At 67.4% G+C, this 18,520-nt stretch carries 17 protein-coding genes; 9 read left to right on the plus strand and 8 right to left on the minus strand.

Annotated features, from left to right (window positions below; translation table 11 throughout):
• Positions 1-25: 25 nt before the first annotated feature.
• Positions 26-1,219: a thiolase family protein gene (locus JO236_RS08030; protein WP_293327045.1), complete on the minus strand. Its 1,194-nt coding sequence runs from the start codon at positions 1,217-1,219 to the stop codon at positions 26-28.
• Positions 1,220-1,329: 110 nt separating this feature from the next.
• On the opposite strand from JO236_RS08030, the gene JO236_RS08035 reads away from it, so the two are divergent.
• The gene (locus JO236_RS08035) at positions 1,330-1,650 is read left to right on the plus strand and encodes a Zn-ribbon domain-containing OB-fold protein (RefSeq protein WP_416362187.1); all 321 of its coding nucleotides are present in this window, start codon (positions 1,330-1,332) and stop codon (positions 1,648-1,650) included.
• Between the two features lie 23 nt (positions 1,651-1,673).
• On the opposite strand, the gene JO236_RS08040 is transcribed toward JO236_RS08035, so the two are convergent.
• On the minus strand, positions 1,674-2,492 hold the full coding sequence (locus JO236_RS08040; RefSeq protein WP_293327051.1) for a class I SAM-dependent methyltransferase: 819 nt from the start codon (positions 2,490-2,492) through the stop codon (positions 1,674-1,676).
• A 157-nt stretch (positions 2,493-2,649) separates the two neighbouring features.
• On the opposite strand from JO236_RS08040, the gene JO236_RS08045 reads away from it, so the two are divergent.
• Positions 2,650-3,324 carry a winged helix-turn-helix transcriptional regulator gene (locus JO236_RS08045; RefSeq protein WP_293327053.1) on the plus strand — a complete coding sequence of 225 codons (675 nt, stop codon included), beginning with the start codon at positions 2,650-2,652 and terminating at the stop codon, positions 3,322-3,324.
• 93 nt (positions 3,325-3,417) lie between these two features.
• On the opposite strand, the gene JO236_RS08050 is transcribed toward JO236_RS08045, so the two are convergent.
• The gene (locus tag JO236_RS08050) at positions 3,418-5,592 is read right to left on the minus strand and encodes an acyl-CoA dehydrogenase (protein ID WP_293327055.1); all 2,175 of its coding nucleotides are present in this window, start codon (positions 5,590-5,592) and stop codon (positions 3,418-3,420) included.
• A gap of 151 nt (positions 5,593-5,743) precedes the next feature.
• Complete coding sequence (locus tag JO236_RS08055) at positions 5,744-6,508, minus strand: SDR family NAD(P)-dependent oxidoreductase (protein ID WP_293327057.1); 765 nt, start codon at positions 6,506-6,508, stop codon at positions 5,744-5,746.
• 111 nt (positions 6,509-6,619) lie between these two features.
• Here JO236_RS08055 and JO236_RS08060 point away from each other — a divergent pair, with 111 nt between their 5' ends.
• The 6 genes from JO236_RS08060 (at position 6,620) to JO236_RS08085 (ending at position 14,486) form a co-directional block, all read left to right on the plus strand.
• On the plus strand, positions 6,620-8,152 hold the full coding sequence (locus JO236_RS08060) for an ATP-dependent DNA ligase (RefSeq protein WP_293327059.1): 1,533 nt from the start codon (positions 6,620-6,622) through the stop codon (positions 8,150-8,152).
• Between the two features lie 30 nt (positions 8,153-8,182).
• The gene (locus JO236_RS08065) at positions 8,183-10,426 is read left to right on the plus strand and encodes a carbon starvation CstA family protein (RefSeq protein WP_293327061.1); all 2,244 of its coding nucleotides are present in this window, start codon (positions 8,183-8,185) and stop codon (positions 10,424-10,426) included.
• A gap of 237 nt (positions 10,427-10,663) precedes the next feature.
• Entirely contained in the window at positions 10,664-11,542 is an 879-nt protein-coding gene (gene ppk2 / locus JO236_RS08070; protein WP_293327063.1) for a polyphosphate kinase 2, read from the plus strand.
• Positions 11,543-11,561: 19 nt separating this feature from the next.
• The gene (locus JO236_RS08075) at positions 11,562-12,392 is read left to right on the plus strand and encodes an oxidoreductase (RefSeq protein ID WP_293327065.1); all 831 of its coding nucleotides are present in this window, start codon (positions 11,562-11,564) and stop codon (positions 12,390-12,392) included.
• A 10-nt stretch (positions 12,393-12,402) separates the two neighbouring features.
• Positions 12,403-13,194 carry an enoyl-CoA hydratase/isomerase family protein gene (locus tag JO236_RS08080; protein WP_293327068.1) on the plus strand — a complete coding sequence of 264 codons (792 nt, stop codon included), beginning with the start codon at positions 12,403-12,405 and terminating at the stop codon, positions 13,192-13,194.
• Positions 13,191-14,486: an acyl-CoA dehydrogenase family protein gene (locus JO236_RS08085; RefSeq protein ID WP_293327070.1), complete on the plus strand. Its 1,296-nt coding sequence runs from the start codon at positions 13,191-13,193 to the stop codon at positions 14,484-14,486. Before JO236_RS08080 ends, JO236_RS08085 begins: the two co-directional genes overlap by 4 nt.
• A 16-nt stretch (positions 14,487-14,502) precedes the next feature.
• Here JO236_RS08085 and JO236_RS08090 read toward each other — a convergent pair whose 3' ends face one another.
• The 3 genes from JO236_RS08090 to JO236_RS08100 form a co-directional block, all read right to left on the minus strand.
• A complete protein-coding gene (locus JO236_RS08090) occupies positions 14,503-15,453 on the minus strand; it encodes a phosphotransferase family protein (protein WP_293327072.1) in 951 nt (316 codons plus the stop codon).
• On the minus strand, positions 15,454-16,248 hold the full coding sequence (locus JO236_RS08095) for an SDR family NAD(P)-dependent oxidoreductase (RefSeq protein WP_293327074.1): 795 nt from the start codon (positions 16,246-16,248) through the stop codon (positions 15,454-15,456).
• 61 nt (positions 16,249-16,309) lie between these two features.
• Positions 16,310-16,792 (minus strand): DoxX family protein, encoded by a 483-nt coding sequence (locus JO236_RS08100; RefSeq protein ID WP_293327076.1) that lies wholly within the window; start codon positions 16,790-16,792, stop codon positions 16,310-16,312.
• 153 nt (positions 16,793-16,945) lie between these two features.
• Between JO236_RS08100 and JO236_RS08105 the strand changes: the two genes are divergently transcribed.
• The gene (locus JO236_RS08105; RefSeq protein ID WP_293327078.1) at positions 16,946-17,611 is read left to right on the plus strand and encodes a C39 family peptidase; all 666 of its coding nucleotides are present in this window, start codon (positions 16,946-16,948) and stop codon (positions 17,609-17,611) included.
• A 215-nt stretch (positions 17,612-17,826) separates the two neighbouring features.
• Here JO236_RS08105 and JO236_RS08110 read toward each other — a convergent pair.
• The coding region (locus tag JO236_RS08110; RefSeq protein WP_293327080.1) for an alpha/beta fold hydrolase at positions 17,827-18,520 on the minus strand (694 nt) is incomplete at its 5' end.

Consider the following 18,520-nt stretch of genomic DNA (forward strand, 5'->3'; position numbering starts at 1 on the left):
CTCACCCGGCGCCCACTTGGGAGCTTCAGCAGGTGAGCAGCATGCATCCGGCGACGGGACCACCGCCCACGGAGACCACCCCGACCTCGGGGCGCGCAGAGACCTGGCGCTCCCCCGCATCACCGCGCAGCTGCAGGCAGCCTTCGTGCAGCGCCCAGTAGCCGTGCATCCGGCCGGCCGAGAGCTGGCCACCGTAGGTGTTCAGCGGCAGCGAACCATCTCGCGCGATGCGCACGCCACCCTCGACGAACGGCCCGGCCTCGCCGTCCCCGCAGACTCCGAGGGCTTCCAGCCAGGCCAGCGTGAGATACGTGAAACCGTCGTAGAGCTGTGCGACGTTGAGGTCGGCCGGCTTCAAGTCCGTCCGCGACCACATCTGCGCCGTCGCATCCGACATCGCCATCTTGGGGTAGTCGGCCCGGTGGAACCACCCACCCGCGCCGTCGGACCCGCCGATGGCCTCCACCGCCACCGGCCTGTGCGGGCAGTCGCCGGCGTATTCCGCGCCCGACACCACCACCGCGACCGAGCCGTCGATGGGCACGTCGCAGTCCAGCAACCCGAACGGCGACGACACCGGCCGGGCGCTCAGATAATCGGCCATCGTCATCGGGTCGCGGTATACCGCAAGGGGATTCAGTGCGGCGTTGCGCCGGCCGTTGAGTGCCACCCAGCCCAACTGCTCCTTGGTGGTGCCGTATAACTCCATGTGCCGACGGCAGTGCAGCGCCAGCCAGTTCGCCGCGGAATATGCCTGGGCCGCAACAAGATCGTTGACGTCGTCCATCGGGCCGACGGCGGGCCGCGTTGCACCCTCGGGCAGCTGCAACATGCGCGCCAGGGGCGGGGCTGGCGCGTTCTTATCAGGTTTGACCGGGACGGTGCCGCCCAGCATCTGGATCGTCCGATAGACGATCACGTGCCGCGCCTCGCGCTCGGCGACCGCCCGGCACGCCGACATCACCGGACTCAGCAGACCGCCTGTGCCGAAACCCATTCCGCAGTCGGCGGCGTCGATCTGCAACGCCGCGTTGACCTCGCCGGCCGGTGTGTCACCCAGTGTCGCGATGCCGTCGATGTCGGTGGCGGTGAGCCCGGCATCGTCGATGGCGGCGCGGACCGCCTCCATGGTGAGGTGCAACCCGGGGATGCCGGTGCGACGGCCGATCCGCGAGATGCCGACGCCGGATATGACGGCGTCCTTCTCGAAGTAGCTCATCTGCACCCGTCCGTGAGATCCAACCCGCTGCATCCTGCAAACCAATTGAGTGTACTGTATTGGCCGTGTCAGCCGGGGCCGCATCTTCCTCTCCCGCCTCTCCCAACCAGGTGCTCATCGAGCACTGCGACGAGTGCGCACGCTGGGTGCATCCCGCCGCCGGCGAGTGCCGGGACTGCGGGGCTCCGCTGGTGGCGCAGCCGGTGTCCGGACGCGGCGCGGTGTTCACTTACACGGTCAACCACCACGCTTTCAACCCCGAGATACCGACTCCCTATGTGATCGCCATCGTCGAGTTGGTGGAGCAGAGCGGGTTGCGAATCGCCGCCAATATCGTTGACTGCGAACCGGATTCGGTGCGCTGCGGAATGCCTGTGCAGGCCCGGTCAGAGCGCGGCGCAGGAGGCGCGCCGTTGTTCGCGCCCGCCTGACGGCCCAGGCGAGGGCTGGGTCCTCATCGCTTTCGGGCGGTGACCAGTATGTATTCCCACTCCATGGTCGTCGACCCGGCCAAGCATCGATCGGCCAGCCCGGCCAACTGTGAGTCCAGCGCGGCCACCCGATCCGGGTCGGCGTCGATTCCCCGATAGGCGGCGATCACCGGGCCGTAATTCGCCTTGAAGAAGTCGCGGAAAGCCGCGCCGTCGGCAAACCGCTCCACCGGCAGCGTGGCACGTTGCGAGGTGAAGTCGGTGACTCGGTCGCCGAGGAGCCCGTGCACATGGTCAGCGTCACCCCACAGCGGCGCCGGCTGCACACCGGGCGGCGGCGCCGCCACAAACGGCCGCATCGTCGCAAACATTTGGCCGATGAAACCTGCTGGCGTCCAACTGATCAGGCCGATCGTCCCACCCGGCCGGCACACCCGAACCAACTCGTCGGCGGAACGCTGGTGGTGCGGCGCGAACATCACGCCAACGCAGGACAGCACCGCGTCGAACTCGTCACGGTCGAATGGCAGCGCTTCGGCATTGGCCTCCTGCCAGCGCAGCCTGGCACCGCGGTCCTGGGCGATGGCCCGGCCACGCTCCAGCAGGTCGGGACACAGGTCGGTGGCAATCACGTCGGCACCGGCCAGCGCCGCCGGAATCGCGACGTTGCCGGCCCCGGCCGCGACGTCGAGCACGCGGTCACCGGCGCGGATCCCGCTGGCCTGCACCAACTCCGGACCCAGCGGTGCCACTACTTCGGCGGCCACGGTGGCATAGTCACCCAGCGCCCACAGCGCGCGATGTTTGCTTTCGAATCCCAGGTCCACTGCCGCTGCGGTCATTGTCGTTACACCTTTCTGAGTGCGGGCGGTCGCAACCATGGTCCGGTGACTCGATGAACCGCTTCCAGTGCCAGATCTGAACCTGGGTCGGTACAAGATCTGTACTAGTCAACTCGGCCGCCGCGGCGTCTACTAAAGACGTGGAGGTGCGTCAACGATGTCGACATACAGTCAGTTCTGCCCGGTCGCCAAGGCCATGGAGTTGCTCGACGAACGGTGGACGCTGCTGGTCGTGCGCGAATTGCTCGACGGCAGCACTCATTTCAACGACCTGAGACGCGGTGTGCCGAAGATGTCGCCCGCGCTGCTGTCCAAGCGGTTGAAGTCGTTGACGCGGGCCGGTGTCGTCGAACGCAGTGATGTCAACGGCCGCACCTCGTATTCGCTGACGCCATGCGGTCAAGAGCTCGCGACGGTGGTTGAGGCGCTGGGGCAGTGGGGCGTCCGCTGGATCCCCGAGATCGGCGACGAGGATCTGGATCCGCACCTGCTGATGTGGGATATTCGGCGCACGGTGCGCGTCGACGACTGGCCACGGGCGCGCACCGTGGTCGCGTTCCGCTTGACCGGAGTCAGCCCCAAGGCCCCCCACTGGTGGCTGATGGTGTCGGAAGGCGAGGTCGACCTTTGCGACTTCGACCCCGGCTACGAGGTGGCCGCGACGGTGGAGTCCAGCCTGCTCGCCCTGACCCAGCTTTGGCGCGGCGACGTGTCGTGGTCGCGCGCCATGCTCAACGGCACCGTGTCCATCGACGGAGCCGCAGATGTTCGCCGGGCGGTGCCGAGCTGGCTCGGCCAATCGCGGATGGCAAAGGTCCCCCGCCCCGCCTGAGGTAGCGCGAGCAGACGCAAAAGCACCCGACACGCCGGGCGTGTGGGTGCTTTTGCGTCTGCTCGCCGTGGCCGTGGCCGTGGCCGTGGCCGGCTAGTTGATCAGCGGGTCGCGCGGCATGCCGAGAATCCGCTCGGCGATCTGGTTGCGGGTCACTTCCGAGGTGCCGCCCGCGATCGCCATACCGCGGGCGCCCATCACCAGCCGGCCGGACACCGCGCCCGGGCCGTCGAGCAGCGCGACTTCGGGGCCCTGCAGCGCCGCCATGATCGCTGCCCCCTCCACCATGTGGTCGGCCAGCTTGAGTTTGGTGACGTTGCCTTCCGGACCCGGACCCGCACCTTCGACGCTGCGGGCGGCGCGCCGCAGGTTGAGCAGCCGCAGCGCGTTTTCCTCGGCCAGATAGAACCCCACTCGAATTGCCGTGCCCGCCAACCGGTCTGAGCTCTGGGTCAGCTTCACCAGTTCCGGCGCCAGAGCCTCGTAGAACGAGCCGCTGCCACCGATGCTGACGCGCTCGTTGCCTAGGGTCGCCCGCGCGACCGTCCATCCGGAGTTGGGTGCCCCGACGACGTCCTCGTCCGGGACGAACAAGTCGTTGAAGAACACCTCGTTGAACTCCGAGCCGCCGGTCATCTGGCGCAGCGGGCGCACCTCGACCTCGGGAGCCTTCATGTCGACAATCACGGTGGTGATGCCCGCGTGCTTGGGCGCATCGGGGTCCGTGCGCACGGTGGCCAGGCCCCGGGCGCAGTACTGCGCGCCGCTGGTCCACACCTTCTGCCCGTTGATCTTCCAACCACCGTCCACCCGGGTGGCGCGGGTCTTCACCGACGCCGCATCCGATCCGGCGTCGGGTTCGGAGAACAGTTGGCACCAGATCTCGTCTTTGCGCAACGCCTTCTCTACGAATCTTTCGATCTGCCAAGGGGTTCCGTGCTGGATCAGGGTCAGAATCACCCAGCCGGTGATCCCGTAGTCGGGGCGCTTGATGCCCGCGGCGCGAAACTCCTCCTCGATGACCAACTGTTCGACCGCATCGGCGGCCCGACCCCATGGCTTGGGCCAGTGGGGCATCACGTAACCCGTTTCGATCAGGGTGTCACGCTGCGCGTGCTTGTCCAGGGCCGCCAATCGGGCTGCGTCGGCACGAATTTGGGTGCGTAGTTCCTCGGCCTCGGGCGGCAGGTCCAGGCTGTTCTCCCGGACGGCACCGGCGGCGGTGCGATCGAAGACGTCCCGGGCGGGCGCGTCACCACCGAACAGCGCCCCGGACACCAGCGCGCGACGTAGATGCAGGTGCGCATCGTGCTCCCAGGTGTAGCCGATGCCGCCGTGCACCTGAACGTTGAGTTCCGCGTTGCGCGCGTAGGCGGGGAATGCCAACGCCGCCGCCACCGCGGCGACGAGGCGGAACTGCGCTTCATCCTTCGAGGAGTCCTCCGCTGCCGCCCGCGCCGCGTCCCACACCGCGGCGAGCGCCGATTCGGCGGCAACCAACATGTTCGCGCAATGATGCTTGACCGCTTGGAAAGTCGCGATGGTGCGGCCGAATTGCTGACGCACCTTGGCATAGTCGACCGCCGCTTCCACACAGTCAGTCGCGCCGCCCACTGCCTCGGCGGCCAGCAACACCCGCGCACGCGCCAGCGCCGAGTCCCGTGCCCCCGCCAGGATGTCGTCGGCGGTCACACTCACGTTGTGCAGCCGGACCCGGCCGGAGCGCCGGGTCGGGTCGAAGTTTTCGGGCACGTCGACCGATAGGCCCGAGCGATCGCGCTCCAGCAGCAGCACGTCGTCGCCGGCTGCGATCAGCAACAGCTCGGCCAATCCCGCGCCCAGCACGACTCCGGCCTCGCCGTCTGCGACACCGTCCTTGACCTGCACGCTGCCGTCGAAGCCGACACCGGCGGTGACGGTTCCGTCGATCAGCCCGGGCAACAGCCTCGCCTTCTGCTCGGCAGTGCCCTCTTTGCCAATCACCGCCGAGCCGATCACTGTCGGCACGAACGGTCCCGGCGCCACGGCCCGACCGAGTTCCTCGATCACCACCACGAGTTCGGGCAGCCCGTAGCCGGACCCACCGTGCTCTTCGTCGATATGCAAGCCGAGCCAGCCGAGCTCGACGATGCCCTGCCAGAAGGGGGGCCGCGCCTCCTCCGGCGCGTCGAGCATTGATCTCGCCGCCGAGCGCGCCTTCTGCGAGGCGAGGAACGCGCGGGCTACCGCGCCGAGTTCGCGGTGGTCGTCGGTCAATGCGATACCCATGCAGGGCCCTCCTCGCGCCGCTACCCGGCCCGCGTCATCGCCTCGGGCTCGGTCGGTTCCCCGCTCCTTCTCGCGCCATATTCCAGGCCCGGATCGTCGTCGGGGCGGTTGGAAAGAGTGTACTTAATCGCCCAAGGCCGGCGCCTGGCGCCTACTTGGGCGCGAACCGCTGCCCGGCGTCCAGTCGCAGGCATTGGCCGTTGAGCATCGGGTTGTCGACGATGGCCGCCACCAGCTTGGCGTATTCTTCGGGCCGGCCGAGGCGCTTGGGGAAGGCCGCGTCCTTGGTCAGTGCCGACGCGAACTCGTCGGGAATGCCCTTGGTCAATCCCGTGGCGAACAGGCTCGGGGCGATGGCCAACACCCGAATGCCGAGCGAGCCCAGGTCACGCGCCATGGTCAAACACATGCCGGCGATCCCCGCCTTGGCGGCGGTGTAGGCGACCTGGCCGATCTGGCCCTCGAAGGCCGCGATGGACGCGGTGTTGATGATGACGCCGCGCTCCTCGTCTTCGGGCTCGTTCTTGCTCATGTGCGCCGCGGCCAGTCGGCTGATATTGAAGCTGGCGATGAGGTTGAGATCGATCACGGACTGAAAGGATTCGAGATCGTGTGGACCGGTCTTGGTCATTGTGCGCTTGGCGATACCGCCGCCCGCCGTGGTCACGATGACGTGCAGGCCACCCAGCTGGTCGACCGCGGCCTGCAACGTTTCCTCGGTGCCGGCGAAGTCGGTGACGTCGACGGGGTAGAACGTGCCGCCTCCGCTCAAGCCCTCGGCGACCTCCTTGCCGTCGGAACCCTCGCGATCGAGCACCGCGACCTGCGCGCCGCGTGACGCCAGCAGCTCGGCCGACGCACGACCCATGCCCGACGCGCCGCCGATGACGACGACCTTCTTCCCGTTGATCTCCATCCGGACCTCCCTTTTTGGCTTGTCAGAATCCATGCGATTTGTAACGTTATCTAGGCACGCTAGCGTGTCCGCCTCGACGGCTTGTCGGCGAGCCATGCCAAGCTGAGCTGCGTGCTCCTCTTCGACGTCGCAAGCACCTCACTCAACGTGGGCGGCACCTCGTCGCGGCTGACCAAGGTCGAGCGGATCGCCGAACTCCTGCAGGGTGCCGCCGGCGACGGCAAGGTCGTCGCCATCGTCGTGTCGTGGCTCTCCGGTGAGCTCCCGCAGCGCCACATCGGCGTCGGCTGGGCGTCGTTGCGATCTCACCCGCCGCCCGCGCCGCGTCCCACCCTGACCGTCGTCGACGTCGACACCACCTTCACCGAGATCGGTGCGGTATCCGGCAAGGGCACACAGGCGCGGCGGGCCGAACTCGTCGCCGGTTTATTTGCCGCCGCCACCGAAACCGAGCAGACCTTTCTGCTGCGGCTGCTCGGCGGTGAGCTGCGCCAGGGCGCGCTGGTCGGCATCATGGCCGACGCCGTCGCCAGGGCCGCACAGATCTCCGCCGCCGCCGTACAGCGCGCCGCGATGCTGGGCGGAGACCTGGCGGCGGTGGCCGCGGCGGCGCTGAGCGGAGGGGGCGCCGCGGTGCTGGACTCGTTCACCCTGCGGGTGGGCCGGCCGGTGGGCCCGATGCTGGCGCAGACGGCGGCCAGCGTGACCGATGCGCTCGAACGCCACAGTGGCACAACCATTTTCGAAGCCAAGCTGGACGGCGCGCGGGTGCAGATCCACCGCAGCGGTGCCGAGGTCACGGTCTACACCCGAAGTCTTGACGACGTGACGGCCCGGTTGCCCGAGGTGGTGGCGGCAACGCTGGCGCTACCGGTCGACGAGCTCGTTGCCGACGGGGAGGCGATAGCGCTGCGCGAGGACAACCGCCCGCACCGCTTCCAGGTCACCGCCGCACGGTTCGGCCGGTCGGTCGATATCGCTGCGGCCCAAGTGGCACAACCCCTTTCGGTGTTCTTCTTCGACATCCTGCACCGCGACGGTGTCGACCTGCTCGACGCCCCGACCACCGACCGCCTGGCCGCGCTCGACGCCGTGGTGCCCGCCCGGCAGCGGGTGGACCGGTTGATCACCTCCGACGCGACGGCGGCGGAGGCGTTCCTGGACGCGACGCTGGCCGCCGGGCACGAAGGGGTGATGGCCAAGTCGCCGTCCGCCCCGTATCAGGCGGGCCGGCGCGGGGCGGGCTGGCTCAAAGTCAAGCCGGTGCACACCCTGGATCTGGTGGTGCTCGCCGCGGAGTGGGGTTCGGGGCGCCGGCGCGGCAAACTCTCCAATATCCACCTGGGCGCACGCGATCCGGCCACCGGCGAATTCATCATGGTGGGAAAGACTTTCAAAGGCATGACCGACGCCATGCTGGACTGGCAAACGGCACGGTTCAGCGAGCTGGCGGTCGGGCCGACCGACGGGTACGTCGTGCGGGTGCGCCCCGAGCAGGTGGTCGAGATCGCGTTGGACGGGGTGCAGAAGTCACCGCGCTACCCGGGCGGAGTGGCGCTGCGGTTCGCCCGGGTACTGCGCTATCGCGACGACAAAGGCCCTGCCGACGCCGACACGATCGACGCCGTCCGCGCGCTGTACTAAGCGGCCGGGACTCGTCGTAGGGTTTGTCACGTGACCGAGCATGTCAGCTACATCCGTACCGATGTCGACCTGCCGCCCGTCGCGATCATCGACCGCTCCCCCCTCACCGCCCGGCACAAGATCTTCTTCGGGATCATCGCCGTAATCGGTGCCATCGCGTGGGCCATCGTCGCGTTCGCTCGCGGCGAGACGGTGAACGCGGTGTGGTTCGTGGTCGCGGCGATCTGCACGTACGTCATCGGCTTCCGGTTCTACGCCCGCTTGATCGAGATGAAGATCGTCCGGCCGCGCGACGATCACGCCACGCCGGCGGAGGTTCTGGACGACGGGGCCGACTACGTGCCGACCGACCGGCGGGTGGTGTTCGGCCATCACTTCGCCGCCATCGCCGGTGCGGGGCCGCTCGTCGGGCCGGTGCTGGCCACCCAGATGGGCTACCTGCCCTGCAGCATCTGGATCATCATCGGTGCGGTGTTCGCCGGCGCGGTGCAGGACTACCTCGTGTTGTGGATCTCCACCCGGCGCCGAGGCCGTTCCCTGGGCCAGATGGCCCGCGACGAACTCGGTGCCACGGGTGGGGCCGCCGCCCTGGTTGGGGCGTTCGTCATCATGGTGATCATCATCGCGGTGCTCGCGCTGGTGGTCGTGCGGGGACTGTCGCAGAGCCCGTGGGGCGTGTTCTCCATCGCCATGACCATCCCCATCGCCCTCTTCATGGGTTGCTACCTGCGGTTCCTGCGGCCCGGTCGGGTGACAGAAGTGTCGATAATCGGCTTCGTGCTGCTGCTGCTCGCGGTGGCCTCCGGTGACTGGGTTGGCGAAACCTCCTGGGGCACATCGTGGTTGAACCTGTCACCGGTGGCGGTGTCATGGTTGATCATCGGCTACGGCTTCGTTGCGTCGGTGCTGCCGGTGTGGCTGCTTCTCGCGCCGCGCGACTACCTCTCGACGTTCATGAAGGTGGGCGCCATCGCCTTGCTGGCGCTCGGCATCTGCATAGCGCGTCCGGTCATGCAGGCCCCCGCGATCTCGCGCTTCGCGTCCAGCGGCGACGGGCCGGTGTTCGCCGGTTCACTGTTCCCCTTCCTGTTCATCACCATCGCGTGTGGTGCGCTGTCCGGATTCCACGCGCTGATCTCGTCCGGGACGACGCCCAAGATGCTGGAGAAGGAGAGCCAGATGCGGTTGATCGGCTACGGCGGCATGCTGACCGAGTCGTTCGTGGCGGTGATGGCGCTGATCAGCGCGTGCATCCTGGACCAGCACCTGTACTTTGCCCTCAACGCGCCGAGCGCGCAAACCGGCGGCACGGCGGCCACCGCCGCCGACTACGTCAACCGGCTCGGTCTGTCGGGGCCGCCGGAAACCGCGGCCCGGCTGGGCCAGGCCGCCGCCAATGTCGGCGAAAAGTCGATCGTGTCGCGCACCGGGGGAGCCCCGACGCTGGCGGTCGGAATGTCCGAAGTTCTGCAGCGCGTGTTCGGCGGCGCGGGTCTGCGGGCGTTCTGGTACCACTTCGCGATCATGTTCGAGGCGCTGTTCATTCTGACCGCCGTCGACGCGGGTACCCGGGTCGCGCGTTTCATGCTCTCCGACGCGCTGGGCAATCTCGGCGGCCCGCTGGCCAAGCTGCGCAACCCGAGCTGGCGCCCGGGCGTGTGGGTCTGCAGCCTGCTCGTGGCCGCGGCGTGGGGCAGCATCCTGCTGATGGGTGTGACCGATCCGCTGGGCGGCATCAACACGCTCTTTCCGCTGTTCGGCATCGCCAACCAGTTGCTCGCGGCTATCGCGTTGACCGTCATCACCGTGGTCGTCATCAAGAAGGGCCTGCTGAAGTGGTCCTGGATTCCCGGCGTCCCGCTGCTGTGGGACCTGACGGTGACGCTGACCGCGTCCTGGCAGAAGATCTTCTCCGGGGATCCCGCGATCGGTTACTGGTCGCAACATTCCCAGTATCTGGCGGCCAAGAACGCGGGCAAGACGACATTCGGTTCGGCCAAAAACGCCCAGCAGCTCGACGACGTCATCAGGAACACCACTATCCAGGGCACCCTGTCCGTGATCTTCGCGCTGTTGGTCCTCATCGTCGTCGTGGCCGGAATCATGGCTGCGCTCAACGCGATTCGCGGTCGCGGTCGACCACTCACCGAAGACGACCCGGTGCCGTCAAAGCGGTTCGCCCCGTCGGGCCTGGTCGCCACGTCTGGGGAACGCGAAGTGCAGAGCCAATGGGATGATCACGCGAAAGCCGCTGCCGCTCAACGGGTTACCTGAGGCCAGGTCAGCCGCGTGTCGAAGTGGCCCAGGCCCACACGCGGCGCGCGACGATGGCCTCGCCGGCCATCGCCGGCCATCGCCGGCCATCGCCGGGGAACCCAAGGTGCGCGCGTTGCTGGGCGTGCCTCGCACGCACGCCGGTCGTCCCCCCTGCCCACACGAACGCCACGAGAACGATCTGCAAAATTGCGGCGGCGCTGCTGTAGATCGTGGGCCGGGACATAGCGTCGGAGCATGGCGGCGATAGACCTTGACGACCTGTCCATGCCCGACCATGGATACACGGTCAATGACGAAGACGACGACGACCCGGTCCTGCTGGATCGTGACGGCAACCCGATCGACACGTGGCGTGAGCGCTATCCATACGACCACCGGATGGCGCGTGACGACTACGAGCGGGTGAAGCGGCAGCTGCAGGTCGAGCTGCTGAAGCTGCAGACTCACGGCAGGCGCGCCGGCACCCGGCACCTGATCCTCTTCGAGGGTCGCGACGCGGCCGGCAAGGGTGGAACCATCCACCGGTTCATGGAGCACCTCAATCCGCGCAGCGCGCGGGTCGTGGCACTGGAGAAACCGTCCGAGCGCGAGAGGACGCAGTGGTACTTTCAGCGCTACGTGCCGCACTTGCCGGCCGGCGGCGAGATCGTATTATTCGACCGCTCGTGGTACAACCGTGCGGGCGTCGAGAAGGTGATGGGGTTTTGCACACCCGACGAACATGCCGAATTCATGAGGCAGGTACCGCTTTTCGAGCAGATGCTGGTCAACGACGGGATAAGCCTGACCAAGCTGTGGTTCTCGGTGTCCCCTGCCGAGCAGCGCACCCGCTTCGCCATCCGGCTCGTGGACCCGGTGCGGCAGTGGAAGTTCTCGCCGATGGACATAGAGTCGGTCAACAAGTGGGACGAGTACACCGCGGCGAAGGAGGAGATGTTTCTCGAGACAGATACGGACTGCGCTCCATGGATCGTGGTGAAGAGCAATGACAAGAAACGCGCCCGAATCAACGCCATGCGCCACCTTCTTGCCAAGTCCGACTATGCCGACAAGGACCATGAGGTTGTAGGAGAGCCGGACCCGTTGATCGTGGGCCGCGCCCTGGAGGAGTAACGCTGGAAGGAGATTTCCCGTGTCCACCTGGCTCATCACCGGCTGCTCGACCGGGCTTGGCCGCGCTCTGGCTGAAGCTGTGATCGACGCCGGCCACAACGCCGTCGTCACCGCACGCGATGTTTCGAAGGTCGCTGACCTGGCCGACGCCACGCCCGACCGCGTGCTCGCCGTCACCCTCGACGTCACCGACCCCGAGCAGATCGCCGCCGCTGTCCGGGAGGCCGAAGACCGATTCGAGTACGTCGATGTCCTGGTCAACAACGCCGGTTACGGTTACCGCGGCGCGGTCGAGGAGGGCGACGACGCCCAGGTCCGCGCCCTGTTCGAGACGCACTTCTTCGGCGCTGTCGCGATGATTAAGGCCGTCCTGCCCAGCATGCGGGCACATCGCTGCGGCGCCATCGTGAACATCTCGTCGATCGGCGCCCAGCTGACGCCGGCGGGGTCCGGCTACTACTCCGCGGCCAAAGCGGCCGTGGAGGGCATGAGTGGGGCGCTGCGTGGCGAGCTTGTCCCGCTCGGCATCTCGGTCATCACCGTCGAGCCGGGCGCGTTCCGGACCGACTTCGCAGGCCGCTCGCTGGTCCAGTCACCCACCGTCATCGACGACTACGCGACCACCGCGGGGTTGCGCCGCAAAGAGAACGACACCATGGACGGCACTCAGCCCGGTGACCCGGCCAAGGCCGCCGCCGCCATCATCACCGCCGTCGAATCAACCGAGCCGCCGGCGTTCTTGCTACTGGGCGTCGATGCTCTGCTCGCGTACCGGTACGTCGCGGACTCGCGCGCGAAGGATATCGAGGCCTGGGAACACCTCACCACCAGCACCGACCTGCACGTCTGACAGCGCGGACGTGACGGTGTCGGACACTTTGGAACTGCAACGACCACGTGACGGCGTCGTTGTGGTGCGGCTGAACCGCCCGACCCGCCTCAACGCCATCAACGAGGCGATGCAGACCGAACTGGCCGCGGCCCTGGGCGAGTTGGCCGCAGACCGGTCGGCGCGCGCCGTCGTCCTCACCGGGACGGGCCGCGGCTTCTGCTCCGGGATCGACGTGCGCGACTTCGGACCCAGCATGGTCGAGGCGCAAGCGCCCGCTCTTGACCGCATGGGGTTCCAGGAAAGGATGGCCGCACTGGCCGTAGCCATCCGGGACCTGCCGCAGCCCGTCATCGCGGCGGTCAACGGCCCTTGTGTCGGCGCGGGATTCGCGTTGTGCCTGGCTGCCGACATCAGGATCTGCTCTACGGCAGCATCATTCGGCAACGGCGCAATCCTGCTCGGGCTCTCGGGTGCCGAGATGGGCATGAGCTATCACCTGCCGCGCATCGTCGGCTCCACCGTCGCGGCCGACTGGATGCTCAGCGGGCGCACGGTGGCGGCCGAGGAAGCCGACCGGCGCGGGCTGGTCAGCGACCTCGTCGACCCCGAGCGGTTGACCGAACGTGCGCTGGAGTTGGCCGCGCTCATCGCCGACCTCGCCCCGCTGGGCGTGCAGCTGACAAAGCGTGCGCTGCAAGTCAATACCGATGCGGCCGGCCTGCCGGCGGCGCTGGAACTGGAGAACCGCAACCAGGTGCTCACGCACGCGACCGATGAGGCCGCAACACTCCGCGAAGCCCGAAAGGAGACGTCCGGATGACGTGGGACTTCTCCACCGACTCGCAGTGGGCCGAACAGCTCGAGTGGGTCGAGGACTTCGTTCGCACCGAGTGCGAGCCGCTCGATCTGATTGTCAAGGAATCCCACGATCTCAAAGATCCGGTGCGGCAGGCGCTGATCCCGCCGCTGCAGCAGATCGTGAAAGAACGCGGACTGTGGGCCACCCATCTCGGACCGCACCTGGGTGGGCCGGGCTATGGCCAGGTGAAGCTGGCGTTGCTCAACGAGATCCTGGGGCGTTCGGAGTGTGCACCGATCGTCTTCGGCTCGCAGGCACCGGATTCCGGCAACAGCGAGATTCTGGCACACTACGGCACGCCCGAGCTCAAAGCGCGCTACCTCGAGCCGCTGCTGGACAACCGCATCGTGTCCTGCTTCTCGATGACCGAGCCGCAGGGCGGCGCCGATCCGAAAGTGTTCCGCACCAACGCGGTATCCGACGGCGACCACTGGATCATCAACGGGGAGAAGTGGTTTTCCTCGTTTGCCTCGATAGCGTCGTTCATCATCGTGATGGCGATGACGGACCCCGAGGCCCCACCGTATCAGCGCTACTCGATGTTCGTAGTCCCGGGCGACACCCCGGGCATCCACGTGCTGCGCGATGTCGGACTGGGGTATCAGCCGGTGGGCGGCGGACGCGAGGGGTACGTCCGCTACGAGAACGTGCGGGTGCCGGCCGATCACATGCTGGGGCCGCGCGGCGGAGCCTTCGCCGTCGCCCAGACCCGGCTGGGCGGTGGGCGCATCCACCACGCCATGCGCACGGTGGGTCTGGTCCGGCGGATCTTCGACATGCTCTGTGAGCGCGCGGTATCGCGCTACACCCAGGGCGAGATCCTGGCCAGCAAGCAACTGGTCCAGGAAATGGTGGCCGACTCCTGGATGGAAATCGAGGCCTTCCGCCTGCTGACGCTTCAAACCGCCTGGAAGATAGACCAATTCAACGATTACCAGGCGGTGCGGGCCGATATCTCCGCGGTGAAGGCGATGATGCAGAAGGTGCTGCACGACGTGTCGTCGCGGGCCCTTCAGCTGCATGGCTCGCTGGGTACCACGCACGAGATGCCGTTCGTGCAGTACCTGGTGGAATCGTTCGTGCTGGGGTTGGCCGACGGTCCGACCGAAGTGCACAAGGTGACGTTGGCGCGCTTGCTCCTCAAAGACCGCAAACCCGCGCCCGACCTGTTTCCGTCCGAGCACCTGCTGCGGTTGCGGGCGGCCGCGGAGGCGAAGTTCGCCGACAAGCTGGCGGGCATCCCGCGCAGTTAGCGGGTCGATCTGTGGCTTAGTCCAGCATCGACCGGGCCCGCGTGAGCAGCCTTGGCAAGGTGGGCACCATGGCTTCCAGTTCCTCACGCGGAGAATGCCTTCGGCGGTTGTGCTTGACGATCAGCGACCAGGTTGCCGCGGACTTGAAGCACGCGAGCGCGGTGAACCAGGCCAAGTCAGCCCCCCTGGCGCCCAGCTCCTGCCGGTAGAGCTCGGCCAGTTCCTCCTGCGGTGGCGCCACGCGGGCCGAAACACGTTGGTAAGTCTGCGGATCGGAGTTGATCAAAAACCAGCCCACGTCGATGCGCGGGTCGCCCACCGACCAGATCTCCCAATCGATGACCGCGTTGATGCGCGCTCCGGTGGCAAGCAGGTTGCCAAGCCGGAAGTCGCCATGCACCACACTGGGCGCCATTGCTGTTGGCGCGTGGTGCAACAAGGCGTCACGCACGCCCTGCCAGCCGGGCACCAGGGCGCCATCGACGGTCTGCAGCGTCGCACACCACCGATGGACCTCGGCGACCGGATCCACCACCGGCTCACCGCCCAGGCCGAGGCTGTCCGGCGACAGACTGTGCAGGGCCGCCATCGTCCGGCACGCATTGCGGTAGCGTTCGGCCAGTTCGGCCAGGGCGGCGGTCGGCGGGCAACCGTCGAACAGCGGCTCTAGGCAGTCGCCTTCGACACGGTACATCGCGAACAGCGGCGGGCTCTCCCGATCCTCGACCACCACCTCGGGGACTGGAATCTGGGTCGCGGCAAGCGCTTTCATGATGCGGGCCTGACGCAGAATATCGCGATGTGCCACGGGTTCGACTCCCGGCGGGGCAACCTTGAGCACCACTGCCCTGCCGTCCCGCACCCCGCTGAACGTGAGGCTGGAGGCACCGCCGGCCATCGGGGCGACCTCATCGACACCGGCGCGGGCAAGGCGCCGTCGCAGCGCGGCGAGGTCGAGTTCGGCCATTTAGGCGACCGGCTTCGACCAGCCGACCTCGGCCAGGAAGGGCTGGGTGTGCGCGATGCGTCCGGTCAGGACCTTCGGATCACCCGTGCATAACCGAAGAGCCGTCTCGGTGATCAATTCGACGTCCTCGGTGTCGCTCTTGGCCAGGTCCAGGGTGCCCGCCCCCGGGGTCGCCACCGGATTCGACGGTGCGGCGGCGTTGACGGCGATGCCGTCGTCGTAAAGCTCGGCGGCAAGGCCTTTCGTCAGCCGATTCAGCGCGGCCTTGACGGTGCCGTATACGCCGAAGCCCGCGGTGCGATCGAATTCGGAGAATGGCGGCCCTGGCGGGAGGTCGCCGCCCACCGAGGTCACGTTCAGAATCCAGCCCCGGCCACGGTCGCGCATCGCGGGAATCGCGAGCTGAGCCAGGTGCAGCGGCCCGAACAAATGCATCTCCATCATCAGCCGCACCCGGCGCTCGGGGAAGCCGTCCAGAGGTCGCAGGAAGGTAACGGCCGCGTTGTTGACCAGGATGTCCGGGGCGCCGACGGAGCCGACGACGTCGGCGAAAAGTCGTTCGCGCTCTTCGGTTTTCGATAGGTCGGCCTGGATCGCGACGGCGCGACCGCCCCTGGCCAGGATCTCGTCGCGGGCCTGGCTCAGCGACCCCTGGTATTTCGGATCGGGCTCCATCGTGCGGGCGGTCAGCGCCACCGTGGCACCGCTGGCCGCGAGCCGCGCGGCGATCGCCTTGCCCAGTCCGCGGCTGCTCCCGGTCACCAGAGCCACCATCCCGTCACACCGTGCGGTCATCGTCGACCTCCTGAGGGTCCGCGCCTCGGGCGGGACGGCTTCTCCTGGCTGCTAGGGCTCGTCAGCGCCGATGGATCCGAAGTATAGGCACGCCGCCGACGGGCCGACCCGGACCCCGCGCCTTCTTCGTTTGCCGCACGGCGTCGATCGAGTAGCTTCCGGCGCCGACGAAAACAAGCAGGAAAAAGCCGAAACAGAAGAGTATCGCCGGGGTTCCGCCATTGCCCCCGGGTGGATCGCCGATCGGCCAGAGCGCACGCGGTTGATGCACCCAGAAGTACGCGACCGCCATCTCTCCGGAGGCAACGAACGCCGCGGCGCGAGTGAACAATCCCGCCCCGATCAGCAGACCCGCGACTAGCTCGATCACGCCCGCATACCAGCCCGGCCACGCCCCGACCTTGACGGGGTGCGCCGATGCGATCGGCCAGCCGAAGAGACTGATCGATCCGTACCCGGCGAACAGCAGGCCGTAGACCAACCGGAACAGGCTCAGCACGGCCGGCGAATAACGGGCGAGACTGAGTTCGATATTCTTCGTCACGCCACTACGTTACGGACGCGCCGGCAAAAGTCGATTTCGAATCGCTGATTCGCCGCGGCTCCTGCCGCTACTCATAGATAATCCATAGCGACTACCCAGCGGACGCTTAGCACCCGGCTTTGCACTCTATTAGGGGCACGAGAAAGACACGGCATGATCGGCATCGGCATTACGACCGCGACCCGGATCGCCAGCGTTGCGATGATGGCCGCACTGGGACTGGCCGGATTGGGAACTGCACCGGCCCTGGCGGCCCCCGCAACCCTCTACGGCGACCCCGCCGCCGCCGCCCCCTTCTGGCGCTACCAGGAATTGGACGACGACTGCATTCCCATGGCGGTCGCCGACGTGGTGGGCGAACTGACCGGGAACGAGCCCACCGAACACGAGATCGTTGAAGTGGCCAGGACAACGCCGAGCACCGTGCATTCCGGACCGGTCTACAAGCCGGGACAACGCAAGCGCGATCAAGGCACCTCGTTCGAAGACGGGCCGACGCTGCTCGCGCACTACGGCATCCACGCCGTGAGCATCGACCACGTAACCATGGAGACGCTGGAGCAGGACCTGGCCGGCAGCCGCAAGGTGATCGCCGGCGTCAACGCCGAACTCCTCTGGGGCCAACCCGTGGTTGACAAGACCTCAGACGGCCAGCCCGACGCCAACCACTCGGTGGTGGTGACCGGTGTCGACACCGCCGCCGGCGTCGTACACCTCAACGACAGCGGCAGCGAGACCGGCAGCGACGAAAAGGTTCCGATGGCTGTTTTCATCCGGTCGTGGGCCAGCAGCGACGACCAGATGACCGTCACCGGCTAACGGCGGGTCGCCGCGTGGTGCGTGCCCCGTGACCACCAGCTGATCCAATACTGTTGCGGTGCAGCCCAACACGTGCGGGGGACAGCTCGCCAGCGTAACGGCACGGCGATTCTCGAGCCGATTTTTCGCAGTGGCGTTACGCCCGCAGACCCCGGATGGCCGCGCGCACGGCCGCAGCCCCGCCTCCGGAGCTGAGGCCTATGTGACCGGCGGGATCAGTCGCGAACACAGGTGTGAACACGGGTCACGCCCGCCGTCCAATCGAGCAGTCGCCGCCACAGCCGACGCCGGCTCGACGCCATGTTGTGGCAGTGTGCGCTGTCGGCCAGGATGACCGTGGTGACGTCGGGGCTCTTGCTATACAGGGCCGCCTCGGCGCGTGGATCCGGTGAGACGTCGACCTCGCCGTAGCCGACAAGCACGGGGATGTCGATTTGCGCCGCGTAGTCGGCGACGATGCCGGGAATCATCGCGGTGCCGAACACGCGCGGCACCACCGATTGCGTTGTGGCGGAGTCGGCTTCGACGACGGCGGCGGGAACATCGGGCAGGTGAAACCAGCTCTGCAGGTATTCGCGTGGACCCTCGAAATAGTCCCGCGGCAGCGCGGCGAGGATCTCCCGGACAAGCTCACTGCGGCCCTCCGCGGTTGCGGCACGCGCGATGAACGCCTGGTCCAGATTCAACGGTGCGACGTGCTGATTGGTGCAGCCGAGGAGCGCCATCGCGGTGTAACCGTGGTACAGGGCTTGCTGAGTGATCGCCAGATATGCCCCCAGCGAATGCGCGACGGCCACGACGGGTGCGTCGATACCGGTCGCTGACGGCAGCGCGGAGACGGCCGTGGCCAGCGTCGCGGCGATGTCGTCGAAACCGAAATCACCTGCCGGCTTGGCACTTTCGCCCGTT

Source organism: Mycobacterium sp. (assembly GCF_019247635.1).
Classification (GTDB): Bacteria; Actinomycetota; Actinomycetes; order Mycobacteriales; family Mycobacteriaceae; genus Mycobacterium.

Excerpts from the sequence above, each read along its gene's own strand:
- JO236_RS08030 (WP_293327045.1), bottom strand. The coding sequence starts at position 1,219 with ATGAGCTACTTCGAGAAGGACGCCGTCATATCCGGCGTCGGCATCTCG.
- JO236_RS08040 (WP_293327051.1), bottom strand. The coding sequence starts at position 2,492 with ATGACCGCAGCGGCAGTGGACCTGGGATTCGAAAGCAAACATCGCGCG.
- JO236_RS08045 (WP_293327053.1), top strand. The coding sequence starts at position 2,650 with ATGTCGACATACAGTCAGTTCTGCCCGGTCGCCAAGGCCATGGAGTTG.
- JO236_RS08050 (WP_293327055.1), bottom strand. The coding sequence starts at position 5,592 with ATGGGTATCGCATTGACCGACGACCACCGCGAACTCGGCGCGGTAGCC.
- JO236_RS08055 (WP_293327057.1), bottom strand. The coding sequence starts at position 6,508 with ATGGAGATCAACGGGAAGAAGGTCGTCGTCATCGGCGGCGCGTCGGGC.
- ppk2 (WP_293327063.1), top strand. The coding sequence starts at position 10,664 with ATGGCGGCGATAGACCTTGACGACCTGTCCATGCCCGACCATGGATAC.
- JO236_RS08085 (WP_293327070.1), top strand. The coding sequence starts at position 13,191 with ATGACGTGGGACTTCTCCACCGACTCGCAGTGGGCCGAACAGCTCGAG.
- JO236_RS08090 (WP_293327072.1), bottom strand. The coding sequence starts at position 15,453 with ATGGCCGAACTCGACCTCGCCGCGCTGCGACGGCGCCTTGCCCGCGCC.
- JO236_RS08095 (WP_293327074.1), bottom strand. The coding sequence starts at position 16,248 with ATGACCGCACGGTGTGACGGGATGGTGGCTCTGGTGACCGGGAGCAGC.
- JO236_RS08105 (WP_293327078.1), top strand. The coding sequence starts at position 16,946 with ATGATCGGCATCGGCATTACGACCGCGACCCGGATCGCCAGCGTTGCG.